17 protein-coding genes are annotated in these 20,921 nt (G+C 41.9%); 8 read left to right on the top strand and 9 right to left on the bottom strand.

The window, feature by feature from the left end:
* Positions 1–61: 61 nt before the first annotated feature.
* The 4 genes from ACP7AE_RS11525 to ACP7AE_RS11540 form a co-directional block, all read right to left on the bottom strand.
* A complete protein-coding gene (locus ACP7AE_RS11525) occupies positions 62–850 on the bottom strand; it encodes a CPBP family intramembrane glutamic endopeptidase (protein ID WP_426243200.1) in 789 nt (262 codons plus the stop codon).
* 249 nt (positions 851–1,099) lie between these two features.
* Complete coding sequence (locus ACP7AE_RS11530) at positions 1,100–1,990, bottom strand: alpha/beta fold hydrolase (protein ID WP_426243202.1); 891 nt, start codon at positions 1,988–1,990, stop codon at positions 1,100–1,102.
* A 135-nt stretch (positions 1,991–2,125) separates the two neighbouring features.
* On the bottom strand, positions 2,126–3,181 hold the full coding sequence (gene sppA / locus ACP7AE_RS11535; RefSeq protein WP_045451362.1) for a signal peptide peptidase SppA: 1,056 nt from the start codon (positions 3,179–3,181) through the stop codon (positions 2,126–2,128).
* Positions 3,182–3,387: 206 nt separating this feature from the next.
* Positions 3,388–6,393 carry a ComEC/Rec2 family competence protein gene (locus ACP7AE_RS11540; protein ID WP_426243204.1) on the bottom strand — a complete coding sequence of 1,002 codons (3,006 nt, stop codon included), beginning with the start codon at positions 6,391–6,393 and terminating at the stop codon, positions 3,388–3,390.
* A 323-nt stretch (positions 6,394–6,716) separates the two neighbouring features.
* On the opposite strand from ACP7AE_RS11540, the gene ACP7AE_RS11545 reads away from it, so the two are divergent.
* Positions 6,717–7,292 (top strand): DUF2062 domain-containing protein, encoded by a 576-nt coding sequence (locus tag ACP7AE_RS11545; RefSeq protein WP_426243206.1) that lies wholly within the window; start codon positions 6,717–6,719, stop codon positions 7,290–7,292.
* A gap of 183 nt (positions 7,293–7,475) precedes the next feature.
* Here the strand turns inward: ACP7AE_RS11545 and ACP7AE_RS11550 are convergent, their stop codons facing one another.
* The 3 genes from ACP7AE_RS11550 to ACP7AE_RS11560 all read right to left on the bottom strand — a co-directional run bounded on the left by ACP7AE_RS11550 (position 7,476) and on the right by ACP7AE_RS11560 (position 10,134).
* A complete protein-coding gene (locus ACP7AE_RS11550; RefSeq protein WP_227678083.1) occupies positions 7,476–7,787 on the bottom strand; it encodes a hypothetical protein in 312 nt (103 codons plus the stop codon).
* Positions 7,788–8,124: 337 nt separating this feature from the next.
* Positions 8,125–8,805: a lipoprotein-releasing ABC transporter ATP-binding protein LolD gene (gene lolD, locus ACP7AE_RS11555; RefSeq protein WP_426243209.1), complete on the bottom strand. Its 681-nt coding sequence runs from the start codon at positions 8,803–8,805 to the stop codon at positions 8,125–8,127.
* A 93-nt stretch (positions 8,806–8,898) separates the two neighbouring features.
* Positions 8,899–10,134, bottom strand: a complete 1,236-nt coding sequence (locus ACP7AE_RS11560) for a lipoprotein-releasing ABC transporter permease subunit (RefSeq protein ID WP_055123885.1) — start codon at positions 10,132–10,134, stop codon at positions 8,899–8,901.
* 458 nt (positions 10,135–10,592) lie between these two features.
* Here ACP7AE_RS11560 and ACP7AE_RS11565 point away from each other — a divergent pair, with 458 nt between their 5' ends.
* On the top strand, positions 10,593–11,567 hold the full coding sequence (locus tag ACP7AE_RS11565) for a hypothetical protein (RefSeq protein WP_055123883.1): 975 nt from the start codon (positions 10,593–10,595) through the stop codon (positions 11,565–11,567).
* A gap of 130 nt (positions 11,568–11,697) precedes the next feature.
* Here the strand turns inward: ACP7AE_RS11565 and ACP7AE_RS11570 are convergent, their stop codons facing one another.
* Complete coding sequence (locus tag ACP7AE_RS11570; protein WP_426243211.1) at positions 11,698–12,087, bottom strand: SCP-2 sterol transfer family protein; 390 nt, start codon at positions 12,085–12,087, stop codon at positions 11,698–11,700.
* 861 nt (positions 12,088–12,948) lie between these two features.
* Between ACP7AE_RS11570 and ccoN the strand changes: the two genes are divergently transcribed.
* The 6 genes from ccoN (at position 12,949) to ACP7AE_RS11600 (ending at position 19,199) form a co-directional block, all read left to right on the top strand.
* Positions 12,949–14,430: a cytochrome-c oxidase, cbb3-type subunit I gene (gene ccoN, locus ACP7AE_RS11575; RefSeq protein ID WP_201560066.1), complete on the top strand. Its 1,482-nt coding sequence runs from the start codon at positions 12,949–12,951 to the stop codon at positions 14,428–14,430.
* 9 nt (positions 14,431–14,439) lie between these two features.
* Entirely contained in the window at positions 14,440–15,078 is a 639-nt protein-coding gene (gene ccoO, locus ACP7AE_RS11580) for a cytochrome-c oxidase, cbb3-type subunit II (protein WP_045445396.1), read from the top strand.
* Entirely contained in the window at positions 15,078–15,260 is a 183-nt protein-coding gene (locus ACP7AE_RS11585) for a CcoQ/FixQ family Cbb3-type cytochrome c oxidase assembly chaperone (RefSeq protein WP_010199605.1), read from the top strand. Before ccoO ends, ACP7AE_RS11585 begins: the two co-directional genes overlap by 1 nt.
* On the top strand, positions 15,257–16,393 hold the full coding sequence (gene ccoP / locus ACP7AE_RS11590) for a cytochrome-c oxidase, cbb3-type subunit III (RefSeq protein ID WP_055123880.1): 1,137 nt from the start codon (positions 15,257–15,259) through the stop codon (positions 16,391–16,393). The genes ACP7AE_RS11585 and ccoP overlap by 4 nt, the downstream gene beginning before the upstream one ends.
* A 479-nt stretch (positions 16,394–16,872) precedes the next feature.
* Positions 16,873–18,282 (top strand): cytochrome c oxidase accessory protein CcoG, encoded by a 1,410-nt coding sequence (ccoG, locus tag ACP7AE_RS11595; RefSeq protein ID WP_201539920.1) that lies wholly within the window; start codon positions 16,873–16,875, stop codon positions 18,280–18,282.
* A 335-nt stretch (positions 18,283–18,617) separates the two neighbouring features.
* Complete coding sequence (locus ACP7AE_RS11600) at positions 18,618–19,199, top strand: FixH family protein (RefSeq protein ID WP_426243214.1); 582 nt, start codon at positions 18,618–18,620, stop codon at positions 19,197–19,199.
* 140 nt (positions 19,200–19,339) lie between these two features.
* Here ACP7AE_RS11600 and ttcA read toward each other — a convergent pair whose 3' ends face one another.
* Positions 19,340–20,500, bottom strand: a complete 1,161-nt coding sequence (gene ttcA, locus ACP7AE_RS11605; protein ID WP_426243216.1) for a tRNA 2-thiocytidine(32) synthetase TtcA — start codon at positions 20,498–20,500, stop codon at positions 19,340–19,342.
* Positions 20,501–20,921 lie beyond the last annotated feature (421 nt).

A 20,921-nucleotide genomic window follows, 5' to 3' on the forward strand; every position in this document is an offset into this window, starting at 1 on the left:
TTCATCATTATGATGACAGCTATAAAAGTGTAATAATAACGCCGAAATAGCCATTATTTATTTAGGCGGTTTGCGCAATATATTGCCACATCGCCGCCCCATTATTCACGATATGCAATAATATCGGCAGTAACAGCGAGCCTGACTTGATACGCGCGTAGCAAAATATCAATGCCAGTACCACGATGGTACTGATTTCATAAATACCATACTGCACATGGATCACCGCAAATATCAAGCTGGTCACGACGCTTGCTACGATCGCCCCTCGATGCTTTGAATAAGTTGACGAGGTAAATTGCTCTGCGATCGCTGACCATAATAGACCACGAAATATCAACTCTTCATAGATTGGCGCGACAATAACCATTGCAAATATCAATAGCCATACTGAGCTGACAGACTGATATAAAGGGTCAACGAAGAGCAATGGCGATTTATCAAGTAAATAAGTCAATGCCTGACTGCCAATCATAAATATCAATAGCAGCCCAAGCAATCCCATACCCACCGCAAATGAGAACGGCTTTAGCGCTAAATACTGCCGACTATCGCCGCCTCTTACACGGATCACCAAAAGGCTAATAGCGATCAATAGCACGCAGCCTATAATAATAGAGAGGCTGACCACAGTGCCATCGTTACTACCAAAAAAGAAGATATCAGCCATGGTTGAATTTTTAGCAGCCGGTAAGACCAGCTTACCAGCGATATACACGCCTAGCAGCTGACTGATAAAAAATGCCATTAGCATACCAACAGTCAGTAGAAAGACACCCAATCGTGAAAATAGCGGCGTGCGCTTAGGCGGCGTATTAAGATTGTGCGTACCAGTAGCATTTTTTAGCATAAAGTCATTACTCAAACGGATATTTTGTTAGCTCGCATCTAGGGCGTGTCCTCAATTCAATCGATTATCCTCTAAATGAGTTAAAAATGGCTAAATTTTGCCAAACATCGTTAAATAGCTTATCAATATCTCGATATTATTTGCGCTACTTTCCTTGTTTGACGGCAATTTATCTCATTTTTATGACCATTTTTAAAATGAGGACACGCCCTAGCATAAGCAATAATGAGCAGAAATAGTCATCAGCAATTATGTTGGTAATTGCTGCTCAATCAATGATAATACTTGCTGAGAGACCGACTCTGGATACTCAAGTGGAAACATATGACCACCGGCATGGGTCTCATAAGGAATATTCAAACGCGACTTTATTTGTTGCGGAAATCGGCGTTTTAAAAAGATACTGTCTTGACCGATAATCAAAGTAACAGGCGGCTTTGGTCCATGATTTGGTGCCAGCCAATACCAAGATGGATTGGTGCGAAAGACAGCGACCTCACTGGCTTTCGGAATCGCCAATGTCACTTTGCCATCCGCACGTTCGTGTAGCCCATGCTCGATATAGCCTTGAAAACTGCGTTCATCAAAGTTTTTGAAAAAGCCTTTATGCCGCATCTTATCGTACGCATCTGCGCGGCTCTCCCAGACATCACGGCGATGCTTAGACACGCCAGCTGGTGACAATTTATCCATCAGGCGGTTATTCATCATCGGCAATCTATCCGCCGTCTTTGCCAAATGCCATAGCAAGCTCACTTTGCCATAAATCCAAGGCGGATCCATGAGTACCGCTTGGGCAAAGTGCTGCGGCGCACGATACAATGCCTGCAAGGTACACATCGCACCCAGCGAATGACCCACTGCCACTACTTGCGACACGCCATGCTTCTCACAGGTATTTTTGACACTATCAATAATCTGCTGTGTAAGGCTGCGCCAATGATCATCGACTGGATAATCAGGCGTTGCACCCAGCATGGCAATATATTCAATAGTAAAAAATTCTGCTAACTTCTCAAAAAATGGTTGATAAACCGCACTTGGCATCCCATTAGCATGAGCAAAATGCAGGACAGGTTTGTTGGTTATTATAGAGACAGGTAAAGCAGTAAAAGTTGGCAAATTAATTTTATCACTCATGACAAGCTCTCTTCGATTTAAGTCGCTATTTAGGGTATTTTTTATAATCATTGAATCTCATATACAATTAAGGCTGAGCATAATCATACGCTCAGCCTCAACAATCATACACAGTAAATCTCAAACATAAAACGCTTAACGCATCTGCGCATTACCTTCTTCTTGCGGTAAAACATCAAGGCTGACACTAGAGCCAATGCCCGCCCCCAATTTAACAGCAAAGCGGTCCATGAATAATTGGAACGGATCTGTTGGGCTATAATTGATGACATTATCCAGCTCTAACTGCTTTTCTAAGCTAGCGATGCTGCCTTTCTTATCGGCTAAGCCAAGCTCAATCGACTGCTCGCCTGTCCAGAATAATCCTGAGAACAGTTTATTTTGTTCAGGATTTTTGAGACGATCACCGCGACCTTCTTTCACTGCATTAATGAAATGCTTGTGGGTGTTGTCCAATACTTTTTCGACATGTTTTTCTTCATAATCCGTTAACGGACGTGACAAACTTAAGATGTCTTTGTATTCACCAGCAGTAATCGTACGATCTTCTACGCCAACTTTATCCATCAAACCTTTGATGTTATAGCTTGGCATAATCACGCCGATAGAGCCAACCAAACTAGATGGGTTCACATAAATCTCATCCGCCGCAGAAGCAATATAATACGCGCCAGAAGCACCCATATCACCAATCACTGCATAGAGTTTTTTGTCTGGATATTCTTTACGCAAATCCATCATGGTCTGCCAAATCTCATCAGACTGTACTGGTGAGCCACCAGGTGAATTGATATCCAATGCTACCGCCTTTGAATTGCTATTTTCAAAAGCACGGGTCAATGCCTCATTGACATCATAAGCGTTGGCCACATCGCCACTACTAATGACACCTTGTAGCTCAACCACAGCTAAATGCGGCTTGCTCGTGTCGACACCATCTAAACCTGTTGGCGCGCTGCTGCTGCAACTACGACCAAGCGTCAGAAATATCAGTAAAATATAACCAAAGGTCAATAGTTTAAAAAAGATACTCCAGCGACGGGCGCGGCGTTGCTCGACCACACTAGCCAATAAAGTGTTTTCAAGCAATCGCCATTCTTGTCCACTCGGCTGGCTTGGCGGCGACATCGGTACTGGCTGATTTGCCGAATTGTCAGGACGTTTGTTAGGGTCTGGTGGCCAGTTGGGCATATAACTTCCTAAGTCAGAAACAGTCTAAAGCAATAAAAAGAGAAGATAGAAATACAGTCAGTAATAAGGAGCTGCTTGTCACTCCAAATACGGTCACAGTCATCTATATTCATAGGCTGCTAAGTATGGTGGTATTTCAATCATGGTTCAATAGTATAACTGGGAAATATCACTATATTGTAACATTGATTAGATAAGCGATATTTTTATGGCGTCATATTGGTAGTATCTACTGCCGCATTGAGAGACAACGTTGCTTCTAGCATTTTGTCATCATAAGTGATCATTTCATTAATAGTTTGACGATTTATCACCTCAGCAGTTATCTGTGATGTGCTATGTCCTAGCCATGTCACATTATAAAAAGTGCGTGGTTGCTCAGGTGGTTCAACTGGACATAACAATGTCCACATTTGCCAAATACGCTGATGAGTATCTGCATTTAATATCAGACGTGCCTGAGGCATATTGGCTTGATGAGTCGGTGGCTGGCTACTTGATGTGAGTGTCTGCGCAGTGGCAGGTATTGATTTGAGTGGATCAGCCGCATTATATTTTAATACCCTTATGGGCAAGCTGGCATCTATAGCCACCGTACAATCCCAAACACTCGGACTGTCTATGTTGCTCCACCCTGTCAATGCTTGTATGGACAAATCACCATTGCCCAACTGCCATGTTTTGCCTTGTTCACAGCGTTGCACACTGATATTCGTAATGTCCTTGGATTGGCTAGTGACTTTATAGGCTTTCTGAAATGCAGACCAATGATCAGAGCGCCCTGCTTGCCAATACTGACTAATAGGTAAACGCTGATTAAGCTGAAAAACCGTCAAAGGCAACAGCTCAGAAGCACTAGCATTAGTAGAAGCAGAAGCATTAGAAGCTAAATACGTCTTATCAGTAGTAAGCGTATCCGTCAATCCAGCACTACTACTCTGCACGACTATACCTTCTAGTGTATCAACTGACAAGCTACCCAGCTGCTGCGCCAATGTCATCGACAGCTTATTCGCCGTTAGATTACTGGGCATCGTTCGTGCGGCATTGGGTCTGTGGTCAGATAAAAATAGCCAGCTGATGTTGTTCTTATGCGTATCTGTTGTGGATGACTGCTCATTATTGACAACAGGATACTGCAACAAAGCAGCGCTTATATAGGGATCACCCGTTGATAAGATATACAAGGTCGGTATCGTCGTTAGTGATTGCTGATTGGCATATACCGTCATCATTAATAAGGTTAGCGGCGGCATTGCCAGCCAACGACTGATAAATCCTCGTGGTAGTAGCCATGGCAACATACTTAATAGTACCATCAGTAATATGGCGACATTCACGGGGGTATAAAGCCACGCTTCTGACAATGCTGGTAATGAGGTTAACCACGTTATCAGTTCATGCAATTTTGCGACAGTGGCGCTAACGAGCAGCCAAATACTATCAGCAATAGCAGGTGATAAAAGATAGCAAAGCCCTGCTAACAGATTAAGCGGCACAATCACCCAACCAAATAAACCGATAGCAAATAGATTGATGACAAGACCCCACAGCGACGCCTTGCCAAATAATAGCAATGTAATAGGCAGTAAAGTAATAAATAGCCAAAACTGTAATTTGAATACACGTTTGCCTATTATCCAAACACGCTTGAACGCAGTATCTACTACACTGGCACTATGAGCAGATGCCGTTTCTGATATGACAGCTGATTGCGTATATGATGCATCATCATATTTAAGGAGTAATGCCACTGCGATAAAAGATAGCCAGTACCCTGCCTGCCATAATACGTAGGGATCAAGCCATGCCATCAACACTGCCAAGGCAAACAACACCCGCATCGTACTAACCGGCAATAATGTTAAACGTACCAAACCTATCGCGAATAACATCCATGCGGTACGAGCAGCGGGTACATCAAAACCAGTAAATAGCGCATAAATAAAAGCAGCAGCGATCATTACCCACCAGCGCACTTGCCAACGCGGTACATAACGATAAACCTTTGGCCATAGCCTATCAAAAAGCAACACCGCCGCACCCGCCAGCATAATCGCTAAAAACAATACATGAGTGCCAGAGATAGCCAGCAAATGTGAAATACCAGCCAGTTGATACAAATCCTTGGTATCGCGATTGATTAAACTGCGATCACCTGTGAGCAAACTTAGAGTGACCGCTTTTGCCTGTTGCGCTGCTGTGGTCTGTGTCGACCAATCTTGATAAAAATGCTGGCGTAATTGCCAACGCCCTTGATTAATATAAGTCTGAAAACGCTGAAGATATGAAGAAGAGGCAAACGCTGGCTTTGATACCTCAGTATTGGTGACATTTGATGTGCCAACGGTCAATATATTAGCGACTCCATCAATATGACGACCTCGCAGCCAGCGATAACTGTCAAAACCAGATGGATTGCTCAACGCTTGCTCAGAGGTCGCCAGTGGTGCAAGCGCTAAACTCATAAACAGCTGATCGCCAGGTTGTAAGTAATTTAAGCGATCAAACGGATTATTGTCCAAATTTTTCTTGGATGATTGTTTTGATGAATTTTTTGGATAACCATTGAGCAATACACGGTACGTGCCATCCTTACCGTTATTGTTATTTGAGTTATTTTCATACAATCTATTATTGCTTAGGCTATTATTTTCATCTATTAGAAAGTTACTGGTCATGGCATCTAAATCTTCAACCGCCAACGCCGACACCAAGGGTGATATATCACTAATGACAGCAACTTGTCGATAGCCACTGTCCGTGGCGACGTCATAAACGCTGTCACTTATCCCTTCGATAGTGACTAATACTTGCACACGCATTGGCTCAGTGATTTCTGTTAATTCTGCTTGTTGATGGCTGATCAGTGCTTGCAGCGCACTGCCAATGATTAATCCAATTGCCAATAAAGCAACTAAAACATGAGTCAAGATACGAAAGAAGAGTTTAGATTTATGTGAAGTATTATATGAAGGATTACGTGAAGAGAGACCAGCAGTATGTTGCGATAAATGGCTAGTTTTTGCAGAAGGTACATTAAACTGGGCAATAACCATCAGGATAATAGCAAAAATAATGAGCGACAAAAATAAGATGGAGGTATTCAATATATCCATTAACGATGAACTAGTGGGTATCGCCATACTATCTGCGACTGCCAAAACGCCCATCATGGCGATAATAATCAAGCTACCAATCAACCAGTACACCAGCGCTCCTTGCTTGATGAGGTGAATATTAGTTTTTGCCTAAATAAAGCCATTTATGATGATAAATAGCCACTTAATATGACGAAAATGTACCAGAACACCAAAACACAGATTGATACTTAAACCAGCAACAACAACTGATACGTCATGCAATAGCATTTATATAACTATTACCCTATACTGACTGACATATTGCGATGATGATAATCTAACATCATTATCCTCTATATCCTCAGCTGTACACTTTATGAATAATATTACTTTATAGCAGACCATCAATGCGATTGAGCGGACTGTAGCTAACGATTACAAAAGGCGATCCTGTGCCCCAAAAACGTCTGAAAGACCTGCTTCCCACGCCAGAGAAAATCTTAGAAAGTCGCACCTTAAAACTGTTCGCACCGCATTTGGCTGATCCACGATTATGGCACTTTAATCGACATAGCTTAAATAAAGCGGTCTATATCGGGGTGCTTAGTGCATTTTTCCCATTACCAGGGCAGATGCTACTGGCTCTGGTCGGCTCATTAATTTTTCGTGCCAATGTTCCCATGGCACTCGGCTTGACTTGGATTACCAATCCACTCACGAGCTTGCCCATCTTTTATGCAGGCTATTATATCGGTGCCAAAATCCTTGACGTACCGATGATTAGTCTGCGGCTTATCGGCAGGATGATTGCTGATTTTAGCTTATGGGCACTGTCAGATGGTGCAAATCCATTTATTACCTATCGCGGCACGGTATCGATTGCTGCTTTTTGCATAGGCTTGACGATCTTAGCGATTGTGACCAGCATCATTTGTGGACTGGCATTTAAGGCCGTTTGGCGCTACAAAACCGTCGTGAGCTGGCAAAAACGTCAGCAAGAACCTTCTGATAAACCGCCTAAAATCTAATATATGCTGCTGTTATCAAGTCATGGTAACCATAACGTAGCGAACCACCCTTTACTTTCAACCATTCGCTAACGATAGCAATCTAGATCACCATCTATTATCGATTTTTCTATGCTATGTCTCGATATCACCTTAAGCTGGCTATGACCTAAAAACAAAAGCCATTTTCTTTGCTGATACCCATCACTCTGCTTCTTTATTCTTTTCTATGGCAGCGAGGATGTTGTCCGTAAGGCTAGTGTCCATCACGAAAACTTCAACCACTTTTTCATCTTTAAGCAATGTATAACGTTTGCCCGTTGCACTGTCTTGAGCTTTTAGATCATAATCAACGCCAGCCAAAGTAATGGCATCAAAAACGGGTGTTAATAAATCTATTTGTGCCTGTTTATCAATTGTTTCGAATAACGTCACATCCATATAGGGTGTTAAAGGTTCATTGCCTTCTTCGGCACTGCCAAAAGCAGCGATTGGGTCGTCATCTCTATCCATCATAATAGTCCTTCTTTAATAAATTGGTGGCATTTTGCAGCCCCATTTTGCGTTTATATTTATTAAAAACTTCGTGTCTGTTGAACATAATATTATCGTTCTAGGGTATATCCTCATTTAATAATAATGATGATAAAAGCAAGACAAATTGCCGTTAAACAAGAGAAATAACACAGATCATAGTAAATATTAATCAGCAGTTCAGTTCAACGACGTTTGATAAAGTTTAGCCCATGTAGATATCCATTGACTTAAATCAGGACACACCCTACTACTTAGCAACCATAACCATTTACGCTATTAAACTTAAAACGTTAAAAAATACAGCGTTAAAAAACAGTTAATACTGCTCCCAATGACCATTACGTAGCAATAACTGACGATCCGCCAGCGCTGCTAGATTGCGATCATGTGTCACCATTAATAGTGCGGTTTGCATGGTATTTTGCAGCTCTGATAATAATCCAAACACGCTTTGCGCATTGTCATAGTCCAAATTACCAGTTGGCTCGTCTGCCAAAATAAGCGACGGCTTCGTAACCAAAGCACGGGCAATAGCCACACGCTGACGCTCGCCGCCCGATAGCTCACCAGGTCTATGCGCCAGACGATGCTCAAGTCCGACACTTTCTAGTATCGCAATTGCTTGCTCTCTTGCTGAAGTCGTTGAGACCTCTGGTCGCATCAATAACGGCATCGCAACGTTTTCAATGGCAGTAAATTCGGCTAATAAGTGATGAAACTGATAAATAAATCCCAGATGCTTGTTACGCATGGCACCGCGCTCAGTTTCATTCATGCTATTTAACAATTGACCATGTAGCCAGACCTCACCGCTGGTTGGCGTATCAAGACCACCAAGCAAGTGTAGCAAAGTGCTCTTGCCTGAACCACTGGTGCCAACGATGGCGATGCGCTCGCCAGCATGGACGATCAAATCCAAGCCAGTCAGTACTTGCGTACTAACCGCCCCTTCATCATATATCTTGTTGATATTTTTCGCCTCTAAAATGGCAGACATAGCGCTTCCTTTATTTTATTTTTTTCGATACTTATTTCAATACTGAGTCTGATACTTAGTTCAGTATTTAGTCCCATACTTAGGCATTTGAGATTACTCGTAGCGTAGTGTCTGGGCAGGCTGAATCTTAGCCGCTCGGCGTGCTGGATAAATGGTTGCCAAAAAGCTCAGTACGAAAGACGCACCTGTAATCAATACCACATCTAGTACACGCAACTCTGATGGCAAATAATTAACAAAATACGCATCAAACAAGTTCAAATTAAAGACTTGATTAATAAAGCCTAAAATATCACTCACTGTAAGCGCAAATATCACGCCCAGTATCGTGCCAGCAATCGTACCAATCACACCGATGACCACGCCTTGCACCATAAACACTTGGGTAATCAAACGAGGAGATGCACCAAAAGTTTTTAGAATCGCAATATCCGCCTTTTTATCAGTTACGAGCATCACTAGGCTGGAGACAATATTAAAAGCTGCTACTAAGATAATTAAAAATAGCAGCAAGCCGACCATGGCTTTTTCCATTTGAATCGCACCAAATAGGTTGCCATGCGTTTGTGTCCAATCATTAGGATACAATTGCTGAGGGGCAATAGCGGCGGCTTTTTCTGCTGCCATCGGAGCGGTAAAGATGTCATTGAGCTTCATACGCACACCCTGCGCGCCATCTGGCAGACGCAACAGTTTTGCCGCATCACCCATCGGGATAAATGCCATGAGGCTATCCACTTCTGGACTGATGGTAAAAATACCTGTCAAGGTAAAGCGCTTGAATCGTGGTATCACGCCAGCTGGTGAAGGCGATGCCTCTGGCAGCACTAACGTCACTTTATCACCCAGTTGCAGCCCTAGAGACTGTACCATCTCTTCACCCAGCACAATATTGAACTCACCACTTTGTAAAGTATCAATACTGCCTTGAACCATGTGTTCATTGATAATAGAGACATCTTTTTCGTATTCAGGATCGACACCAGTGACCATAATCCCTGCAACCTGACCGTTTGACGTCAACATCCCTTGCAGTTGAATAAAAGGCGCTACAGCTGCCACTTCAGGATCTTCTTTAATTTTATCAGCCAATTGCTTCCAATCACTGATAATCTCGGTGGAAACGACCGTTGCTTGCGGGACCATACCCAAAATACGGGTTTTTAACTCCCGATCAAAACCATTCATGACTGATAGCACCGTGATCAATACGGCAACCCCAAGAGTCAAACCAATCATCGAGATCAGCGAGATAAAGGAGATAAAACCATTACTACGCTCTGCTCGGGTGTATCGTAAGCCGATAAACAACGCTAAAGGACGAAACATATTCAAACTCTTTATCTTATCTACGTGCGACTTTATATATACTATACAACGAGCAACAGCAAATGCATCTCACACCTGCACTTGCCATAGTCACATATAAATCGAACACAAAAACAGGGTTTCAGACGAGCCAAAGACAGCCGTCAAAAGGGAGCTAGTTTGACACAATTTGGCTGATATGTACCAGTCATTAGCAAAAACTGGGCGTATTTTTTAATAAAAAACTGGCTTTTGTTACTATTTTTTATGAGGGGCTTGCTATTACTTGCTTCAATACCTATATATTGTATGCTAAGGACAATTGTCATTAACCATTCATTTCATTGTTGTTTGTTGACCCTTTACTGATGACAACGTTGCCAACTATCATAAATATATCGTGTTAAATAGAGCCTTATGATAGCCAGCAATAGCCGTTTCAGGTCCAAACCTCACGCTGACTAATTTTGAGTATCTTCATGACCATTAATTATCAATATAAAAACGTCCAATCTCCCACCAAAATCACCATGACTGATGAGCAATCTGCAGGTCACGCCGATCATTGGAGTATTCTGACCGATGACATGAGTCATGACGTGCCAGAATGGCTACAAAAAATGATCGAAAAGGCGGCCATGCCTAAAGGCCTCAATAGCAATGTCAGCGCTCAAGACAGCTGCCTATTGCTGTCTGAAAACCAGCCTTGTCATATCAATCAAGTATTGGCCATGAAAAATGGCAAACCTGAATGCTTTATCAATGCTTATCCTTGTGTCGATAGCCCGTATGGACTCAATTGTAAGATTGAGCGCATCATTGCCAATGACAATTCACACGATGCTGTATTACGCTTGCGTACCGCTGATGGCAGTATTATTTACGCCTTTGACCAGCTCTACACCACCAATCGCCATTTATATCAGCGAGACACGTCTTACTTTGTGAACTTTAGCGCTTGGGCACATGAGATTAAGCTAAGTGAGCAAAACGAAGTCATCATGGTTGAAGATCAAGAAGCGATCCGCTATCACCGTGCATTTAACGACATCGTTGCCGCCAATGATGGAAAAATACCCGATGATCTACAAGAGCAAATCAAAGAATGGAAACCAGAGACCAAAGCGCAAATGGCGCCAGTTGAGATCAACTTAGGTCACATGTGTGCCTATCTATTTGGTGATACTTTGGGACAAGAAGATGAAGCATGGTGCCAAGGTCAGGTGCTCGGCAAGCAAGAAACAGTGTTTAATGATAAATCCATTATTCTGTTTGATGTCGTGATACTACGCGAACAAGATGCCGATCCTTTCGTGATTCGTATCGGCGCGCTCAATACGCCAGAGACGGCTTCTATTAAAGTGCATGACTACGTACAAGCGAACGTCTGGCTACAAGCTGCCATCTATAAAGAAAACCAGCAAAGTGCGGCGCAGCAATCAAAAGCCAGTTAACTACTTTACGAGTCATCCGCTACTTTTAATAATGACCATTAAATGTATCATCAAATAAAAAGCCCCTAATAAGCATTAGGGGCTTTTTGTCTTCTTACAATCATCGGGATAAAACCCTACAAATATAAAATTAAGCCATGGTCGTCATTGATTTGATACGAGTATATAGCTCTTTTTGTTCAGCACTTGGGCGTGCCGTTTGTACTGCCATCAGTTGTGACATATCGCCTTCAACACGAATTTTACCACCCATAAAAGCACCCATAATTTCATTGGTATCGAAATCAGTGATGATTGATTGCAAGATACTGCGGTCAAGCAACAATGTGGTTGTCGCTGCATCGTTCAAGCCGCGATGCAATAAACCGTTTGCAAAGTTTGCTTCGATGTCTTGCTCAGTATCAGAGACTTTTAGGTTGACGATCATATTCGCCAGTGCTGGCGGCAAATTTAGCTCGCCTGCCTCATTACCCATTTGCTCAACTTGCTCAAACCACTCATCTGTCAAAAAAATTGCCATATTATTGTCCTTAATTGGTGTTATTTCAGGCTACCGTTGTTTGGCTCACTCGCCTGACTGGATATCAAGTGATAAAATAGTTGCTCATAATAGCAGTATAAAAACTGCTATCATCACTTATATTTAGCCTCATTATAAGGGCCGACTTGATGATAAGTAAAACTTATTTAGAGTGCTTATGCAGCCATTGTTACAAAAATACTGCTGGTCATGATATCTAAGCGCAGTAATTACTGTCCCTCTATCACCAAAATGTATTCCTAGAATCGTGATAAAATTGGGTATAAAATAGACAAATTGCACAGCTATAATAAGTTGCTTGCTAAGATTTTTACCAAAGAGTTTGTATTTTGCCGCATAGTTCTGATGATATTTGATTAGGATTGCGTTACAATACCCTTAAACAGAGTCGGGAGTTTTAACTAAACATTACGCAAACATGTTTTTTTGTCAGCCGCCGCTAGCATACGTCTATGGTCAGTACATTTTTATGGCCCTATGGATATTGGTATCTATCTTCATTAGTACAGAATTTTTGGTAATAATTAAGATAAATACTTCACCTCTTTAGATGTTTGATGCTCAAAAACGGCGCATCTTCTTATTCACCTTAATGATTTATTAACAATCCTACTATCGACCAGCTGTGAGTGTCGTGCGTTTAAAACGCCTTTATGCCTCAATACCAGCTGATACAAAGTGAAAGCTTAGATTGATAGTTAATAATATTATGGTGATAAGCGAGACAAAAAACAGCATGTGCCGCGATTCTATTTTTATCTGACTATTACTTTTATGATGCAGATAGCGCGGAGAGTTAGTTAATTCTGTTGATAATTCGGGCTGTAAAGGAATCATCCAATGAGTTTACAAAACACAGCAGTCGCCCCAGTTGACCGTGAGTACGAAATTACTATCGTAAGATTCTTTACGATAATGGCCGTGGTATGGGGCATCGTCGGCATGAGTATTGGTGTGTTCATTGCTTCACAGTTAGCATGGCCATCACTTAACTTTGACATTCCATGGCTGACATTTAGTCGTTTAAGACCGCTACATACCAATGCGGTCATTTTTGCGTTCGGTGGCTCTGCCCTGTTCGCAACGTCTTACTATATTGTTCAGCGTACCTGTAAAACAAGGTTATTTGCTCCTTATTTAGCTTGGTTTACCTTTTGGGGTTGGCAAGCCGTTATCGTATCAGCGGTTATTACCCTACCTTTAGGTTTAACATCGACCAAGGAATACGCTGAGCTTGAGTGGCCAATCGATATTTTGATTGCCTTGGTATGGATCTCTTATGCCATTGTTTTCTTCGGTACGCTCATCAAACGTAAAACCTCACATATTTATGTGGCTAACTGGTTCTTTGCAGCCTTTATTATTACGATTGCATTACTGCATATCGTAAACAGCATGGCGATTCCTGTTAGCGCATTTAAGTCTTACTCGTTATTTGGCGGTGCGACCGATGCGATGGTGCAGTGGTGGTACGGACATAACGCGGTAGGTTTTTATCTAACGGCAGCTTTCTTAGGAATGATGTATTACTTCGTTCCAGTACAGATTGGTCGTCCTATTTATTCTTACCGTTTGTCTATCGTTCACTTTTGGGCATTGATTGCGTCATATATGTGGGCTGGTGGTCACCATTTGCATTATTCAGCGCTTCCAGATTGGACGCAGTCTCTAGCAATGGTATTCTCAATCATTCTATTTGCGCCATCTTGGGGTGGTATGATTAACGGCGTGCTAACACTATCGGGCAGCTGGGATAAGTTACGTACCGATCCGATCATTCGCTTTATGATTGTGGCATTGTCGTTCTATGCGATGTCGACCTTTGAAGGTCCAATGATGTCGATTAAGACAGTGAATGCGTTATCGCATAACACGGATTGGACAGTCGGTCACGTACACTCAGGTGCACTTGGTTGGGTAGGTATGATTACCATTGGTTCGCTATATGTACTGTTACCACGTATTTATAACAAACCTAAGATGTATTCTATCAGCTTAATCACCACGCATTTTTGGTTGGCGACAGCGGGTACTATTTTCTATATCGTATCTATGTGGATTTCAGGTATTGGCCAAGGCATGATGTGGCTAGCTACTAATCCAGACGGTACATTGGTATATAGCTTCGTTGATACAGTTGAGTTCTCACATTTCCCATATATTGGTCGTGCTTTTGGTGGCTTCTTGTATGTATCGGGTATGTTTGTGATGGCATATAACGTTTATAAAACACTTAAAATGCCAGAAGGTAAGCCTGTCGATATCGCAGATCCTACTGATCATGAACCTAGTGTTGATAAACCCTCAGCAGCTAACGTATAAGGAGCGATCATGTCTGGTACACCGCATGAAATTATTGAAAAAAATACAGGCTTGTTGGTTATCGGTATCGTTATTGCTATTAGCTTTGCAACGCTAGTTGAAATCGTACCATTGATATATGACAACAAGGGTCCTGAAGAAGGTGGGGTGAATGCTCCCCTGCCCTCTATGGAGCCATGGACTGCACTAGAATTTGAGGGTCGTGACATCTATATTCGTGAAGGTTGTCACGTTTGTCATACTCAGATGATTCGTCCACTACGTGCTGAAGTTGAACGTTATGGGCCCTACTCACGTGCTGCTGAATCTACGTGGGATCACCCGTTCTTATGGGGTTCAAAACGTACTGGACCTGATCTGGCACGTGTTGGCGGTCGTTATTCTGAAGACTGGCAAAAGCAGCATTTAATTGCGCCACGTTCACTAGTACCTGAATCAGTAATGCCTGGTTTCCCGTGGCTTGCTACCAACGAAGTGAATGGTGAAAACGTTCAAACTAAAATGCGTCTATTCCGTGATCGCTTTGGTGTACCTTACACTGAAGAAGATATCGAAGGAGCACCAGATGCTGTACTTGGTGCCACTGAACTTGATGCTTTGGTTGCTTATCTACAGCAACTGGGCACCGCGATGGAAGGACAGCGCTAATGGGTATTGGTGAATTACAAACAATTGCGACCGTTTCTGCCTTTGTTGCCTTCGTAGGTGTTGCATGGTGGGCGTATTCGCCAAAAAACAAAAAACGCTTCGAAGAAGATGCACAACTTGCGCTTGATGACGAGGATATAAAATCTCTGTCTGAAGAGCAGCGCAATAAGGATAAACGATGACATTTTTTTGGAGTTCTTGGATTACCATACTAAGTATCATGTGTTGGGCTGCTATCCTCGGTGTCTTACTAATGGTATTGAAGTACAAGCCAGAACTAGAAGATGACGGTACGACAGGCCACGCTTATGATGGTATCAAAGAGTACGACAAGCCATTACCTAAATGGTGGCTCGTAATATTTTTTGGCTCTATCGCTTGGGGTGTTGCCTATTGGGTATTTTTCCCAGGTATTTTCCCATCAAAATGGGAAGGTATTGCCACTGTAGAAGTCGATGGCGAAATTGTACCGTGGACCTCTAAGAACGAGCTATATAGCGAGCTTGAGAGTAATAACAAAGTATTTACGGATAACTTTGAGAAAAACATCTTAGCAAAAGCGGATGCTAGTGGTGCGACAGAGACCTTAGCGGCACTTGCTGAGTTACAAGCAACGATGCGCCGCAGTGAAACACCACCAGCAGATCTGCAAGCTCAAATTGATGAGAAAACTGCAGAACTATCCCCTTATGTAGAAAAGCTTTCAGAAAACCCGAATGCTTTAAAAGTTGGTAGTCGTTTGTTCTTACAGAACTGTGCGGTCTGTCATGGCTCTAACGCCAAAGGTGCGGTAGGCTATCCAAATCTAACTGACAATGACTGGTTATATGGCGGAGAAGCGTCAAACATTTTGACCACGCTACATAAAGGTCGAGTTGGTGGTATGGCTGCATGGCGTGATCAAATCGGTGAAGATGGGGTACGTGCGGTATCTGAATACGTGCTATCAATATCTGGCAACCAACCTGGTTACGAGCTTGATAAAGCTCAAGTCGCTCAAGGTGAGGCAATCTTCAATGAGCCGACTAACTGTGTACTTTGTCATGGTGCAGATGCCAAAGGTATGACTTCTACTGGCGCGCCAAACTTGACGGATGACATTTGGTTATATGGTGGTGATCGTGAGACCATCCGCGAAACCTTACGTTATGGTCGTGCTGGTGTGATGCCTGAGTGGGAAACCAAACTGGGTAATGAGCGTATTATGCTGCTTGCAGCTTATGTTTACTCATTATCAGACAAAACCCCTCAACCTGCTGCTAAAGCACCAACCGCTACTCAAGTAGCAACCACTGTAGAAACGACGGCTAACTAATACTTAAAGATGGTTGTCATAGCATCAGTGGATAAGATTTGATAAAGGGAGAACTGTTATTGCAGTTCTCCTTTTTTTATAAATTCTTTGATGAGAGTTTATTAACTGCTACCGCATTATCAAAATTTGAGTAGTAAATGAAATGCGGTTTAATACTGCATATAGCACGATCAATATATCGATCATTATGCTGATATATTGATTGGTTTTTAAGATTATTACCCCATTTATAATAGGGAGAATGCTAAAATGACAGTACCTAAAAACCACTTATTAGTGGCGAATTTAGAAGATAGTCACCCATTCTCATTAAGCTATTTGCAATCGATCATTTGGTAGATGGGTTAAAATATTTTTCTGTTCAATATTTTATCCGCTACTTACTGACATTGATAACATCACACACTCATACATCTGATGATTAAAGATGTTTGTTCATCATGCCAGCAAACTGATTCTTTTTTAAAAGAGGCACGTTTATGTCAGCACCACAACCCAATAAAATCCCTGTACAGCAAATTGACCTTGATGCGACCAAGCATCGAGTTCACCCTAGGTTTGTCACCGGTTTTTATCAAAACATTCGTGTCGTCACGATGTATGCGCTTTTAGCCGCTTTTCTGCTGTTGCCATGGTTACGTTATAATGGTAGGCAAGCAATATGGCTTGATGTTCCCTCGCAGCATTACTATATTTTTGGCATGACTTTTTTGACCCAAGATTTTTACTTCATTGCCGCCTTTGCGATTATTGCCGCATTCACTTTATTCATGGTGACTGTGTATGCGGGGCGTGTTTGGTGTGGTTATGCCTGCCCTCAGACGATTTGGACACATCTTTATCAATATGTTGAAAAGTGGGTGATTGGTGATCGTAATAAGCGTATTAAGTTTGACAAAGAACCGATGAGCGCAAAAAAAGCCTTTAAACGTTCTTTGGTATATTTTATTTGGTTGGTATTTTCAGTGATTACCGCGGCAACCTTTGTCAGTTACGTCGCTGGAACAGATTATTTATATCAAAGCTGGCAAACCATTGGTTTTATTCCTATTCCTGATTGGCCAACATGGGTATGGGTGTCGATGTTTATTTTCACCTTTGCTACCTACGTCAATGCAGGTTACATGCGTGAGCAGATGTGTATCCAAATTTGCCCATATGGTCGTTTTCAGAGCGTCATGTTTGACAAAGATACGTTGGTCGTATCTTATGATTATGAGCGCGGTGAGCCTCGCGGGGCACGCAAAAAAGGCACGCATCCTGAACATTTAGGCGACTGTATTGAATGCACCATGTGCGTGCAGGTATGTCCGACTGGCATTGATATTCGAGATGGTTTGCAAGTCGCTTGTATACAGTGCGCGGCTTGTGTTGACGCTTGTAATGAAATTATGGATAAAGTCGGCTATCCACGTGGACTCATTCGTTATACGACAGAACGACAGTTGTCAGAAAAAGAAAATACCCGCGTCATCAGTCCACGTCTATTTGCTTATTTAGCCGTTATTACTATTTTATGTGGTGGCGTTATTTATGCGTTGACGGACCGTGTACCGTTAGAGATTGATATTCGCCGTGACCGTAATCAGTTGTCTTCAGTGAATAATCAAGGCATGATTGAAAACAGCTATATCGTCAAGCTGACTAATAAAACACAAGAGCCGCATACCTATACAATAACCCTTGCTCCACAAGAAGGTTTGAGCTTGGAGCTGCGATTCAATGATGTACCATTAGAAGCAGGTGAAAGCTTTGATATGCCTGTGAGTATTTATGGCGATCCTAAGGTTATCGATTTTGAACAAACATCAGTGACCCTAAATGTGACCAGTGAAGATGGTCAGTATAAAGTCAGTAAACAAAACGTATTTACTACTCAAGGGCAGTAGGTTTTTATAAGCGATTGATAGCTTAGCTAGTGCGGGTCTTCATTTTAAAAGTGGTAATAGAAATGCAATAAATGGCAGCTAAACTGGGAAAATAGTGCAGATAACATCGGTATATTAACCAGTAGTTTGGCAAAATTTAACCATTTTTAATCCATTTAGGTGCTTTCTTTCAGATTGAAGACACGCCCTAGTATATAATTCTATATTTCACCTGTGAGTCAGTGGCTAGCAGGTGGACGATTTATCATTAAACTGGCAGCTGTTTCGCTGTCAGCTTATCCATTGATACAGTTTATAGATATCTGATAAACAGATATCTGATTAATAGGTATTTTATGTCTACTCCAGCATCAAATTTTAAGCATCAAGATACTCAGCCATGGTATAAGAATTACATGGTGGTTATTTTTGTTATTGGCATGCCAGCATTTGTCGTAGTGGCCTGTATCTTTTTTGTTTATTACTCTTATCAAATTCGGGATAGCGTGGTACGTGACGACTGGTATATGGATGGTAAGACGCTTTATCATGATGTGTCACGTGACAAACTGACTTATGACTTAGATTTGCACGGCGAAATGCAGTTTGCAGATAATGGTGATGTTGTATTCTATCTAAATTATCCTGAACAGAGTCTGCAATCAGGTAAACTGCTGAATGGCAATCCTCTGGCTTATCCTGAAAAACTAGATCTGTCTATCTCACATGCAACCGATATCAAAAAAGATCACGATGTCGTACTTCAACATGTCGAGGGCAATAAATACAGTGCGCAGGTAGATATAGATCCTTTAAAAGCAAAATATTATCTACAAGTAAGTAATGATGGTAAAGATGACTGGCGTATGCAAGATGTAGCGAAATTACCACGTTCAAAAGTTAACTTTGACCCATTACCTGTTTTTGCAGAAAGTTGATTTTACCAATCTTGCTATTATAAGCATGATTAATAATTGATTTATTAACACATAAAAAAAACCAGCCATTAGTAGATAATGAGCTGGTTTTTTATAGCCAATTTAAAGGTTTTAGCGATAGCTGGTTCAGTATAGAACCATCAAATAACCGGATTAATCGTTGGGATTTTTTGCGTGATACGATTATCTGCTGTCGCTTTATCTGATTCTGGCAGTTGCTGTTTATCACTCATAAACTTCGGATTGAACGCTTGAGTTTTTGGCGATACAGGTAGGCCAATTTCAGCCAAGCTCTCGGTCTGCCCAGCTTGGATATTATCTCCTTCAAACAAACGCTCATTGTCATCACGATCAAGACTTAACTGCTCAAAATCAAACAATTCACGGTCTGCTAGTTGCGACGGTGCGACGTTTTGCATGGCTTTAAAAATAGAGGCCAAACGCTGCGGATGAGCATTATCCCATTCCCGCAACATATCGTTGATAATGGCCCTTTGTAAGTTGGTTTGGCTGCCACATAAGTTGCACGGAATAATTGGAAATTCTTTTAAGCGAGCATATTCGATGATGTCTTTTTCTTCGACATAAGCCAATGGGCGAATAAGTAGGTTTTGCTTGTCATCACTGAGCAATTTCGGTGGCATCGATTTAAGAGTGCCGCCATGAAATAAATTCAAAAAGAAAGTCGCCAATATATCATCGCGATGATGACCCAGCGCAATTTTGGTTGCGCCAATCTGCTTAGCAAAACCGTATAACGAGCCGCGGCGCAGACGTGAACACGCCGAGCAATAAGTTTTGCCTTCTGGCACCACGCTCTTAACGATACTATAAGTGTCTTTTTCTAAAATATAGTGAGCAATGCCCTGCTCGTTCAAATACGCTGGCAAAATATCTTCAGGGTAACCGGGCTGCTTTTGATCGAGATTGACCGCGACGATATCAAAGTTAATCGGGGCGATACGCTTGAGTAATAGTAAAATATCCAGCAAAGTATAGCTGTCTTTACCACCTGAAACACAGACCATGACCACATCGCCGTCTTCGATCATATTAAAATCACGAATCGCCCAAGAGACTTGTCTACGCAGCTTCTTTTGTAGTTTGCGGAACTCTGCTGATTCAGTAGACGTTGACGGTGCAGCGGCGATACTGTCTTCATTTGTATGATCGTCAGCAACATCCTCATATTCCATACTATCACCATCAGTGTCCCAAGCATGATTATCCAAACCTGTATCAGCTGACATATCATCGATTTCAGGCGTAATTTGTGGCGTAAACAAGGTTGCTGCGGTCATAAGTTACTCAATATCTTTACAAGGGAATTTTGCTAAAAAATGGAAGGATAAAGCCTTTAGCAAGGAAGTAATAGCACAGTGGCTCTAAAAGCAGCGATTATAACAAAATTTGCTAACAGATTGAAAAGATGAGAGTAAACTATCAGACTAAATATCCAGTCTTTTTTATGGCTTAGCTTAGGGCATGCTGAACATTCGACCATCACTGCTGATAGCGCCACACTTTTATAAACAAACTTCTCTTTTGAGCTGATTAAGGTTTCATATCGTATTTATAATGGCTTCGTGGTTCTGTAATGCGCGTATTTTTGCTAAAATAGGCGTTTTTCGCAAACCCATTTCGCAAACCAATAATAGATACCACTATGACTAATGTTACTTCGCAAAGCGCCTCCAATAATCAAGCCTTCGATACTGACTT

The sequence above is a fragment of the Psychrobacter sp. TWP2-1-2 genome, assembly GCF_049896785.1.
GTDB lineage: Bacteria > Pseudomonadota > Gammaproteobacteria > Pseudomonadales > Moraxellaceae > Psychrobacter.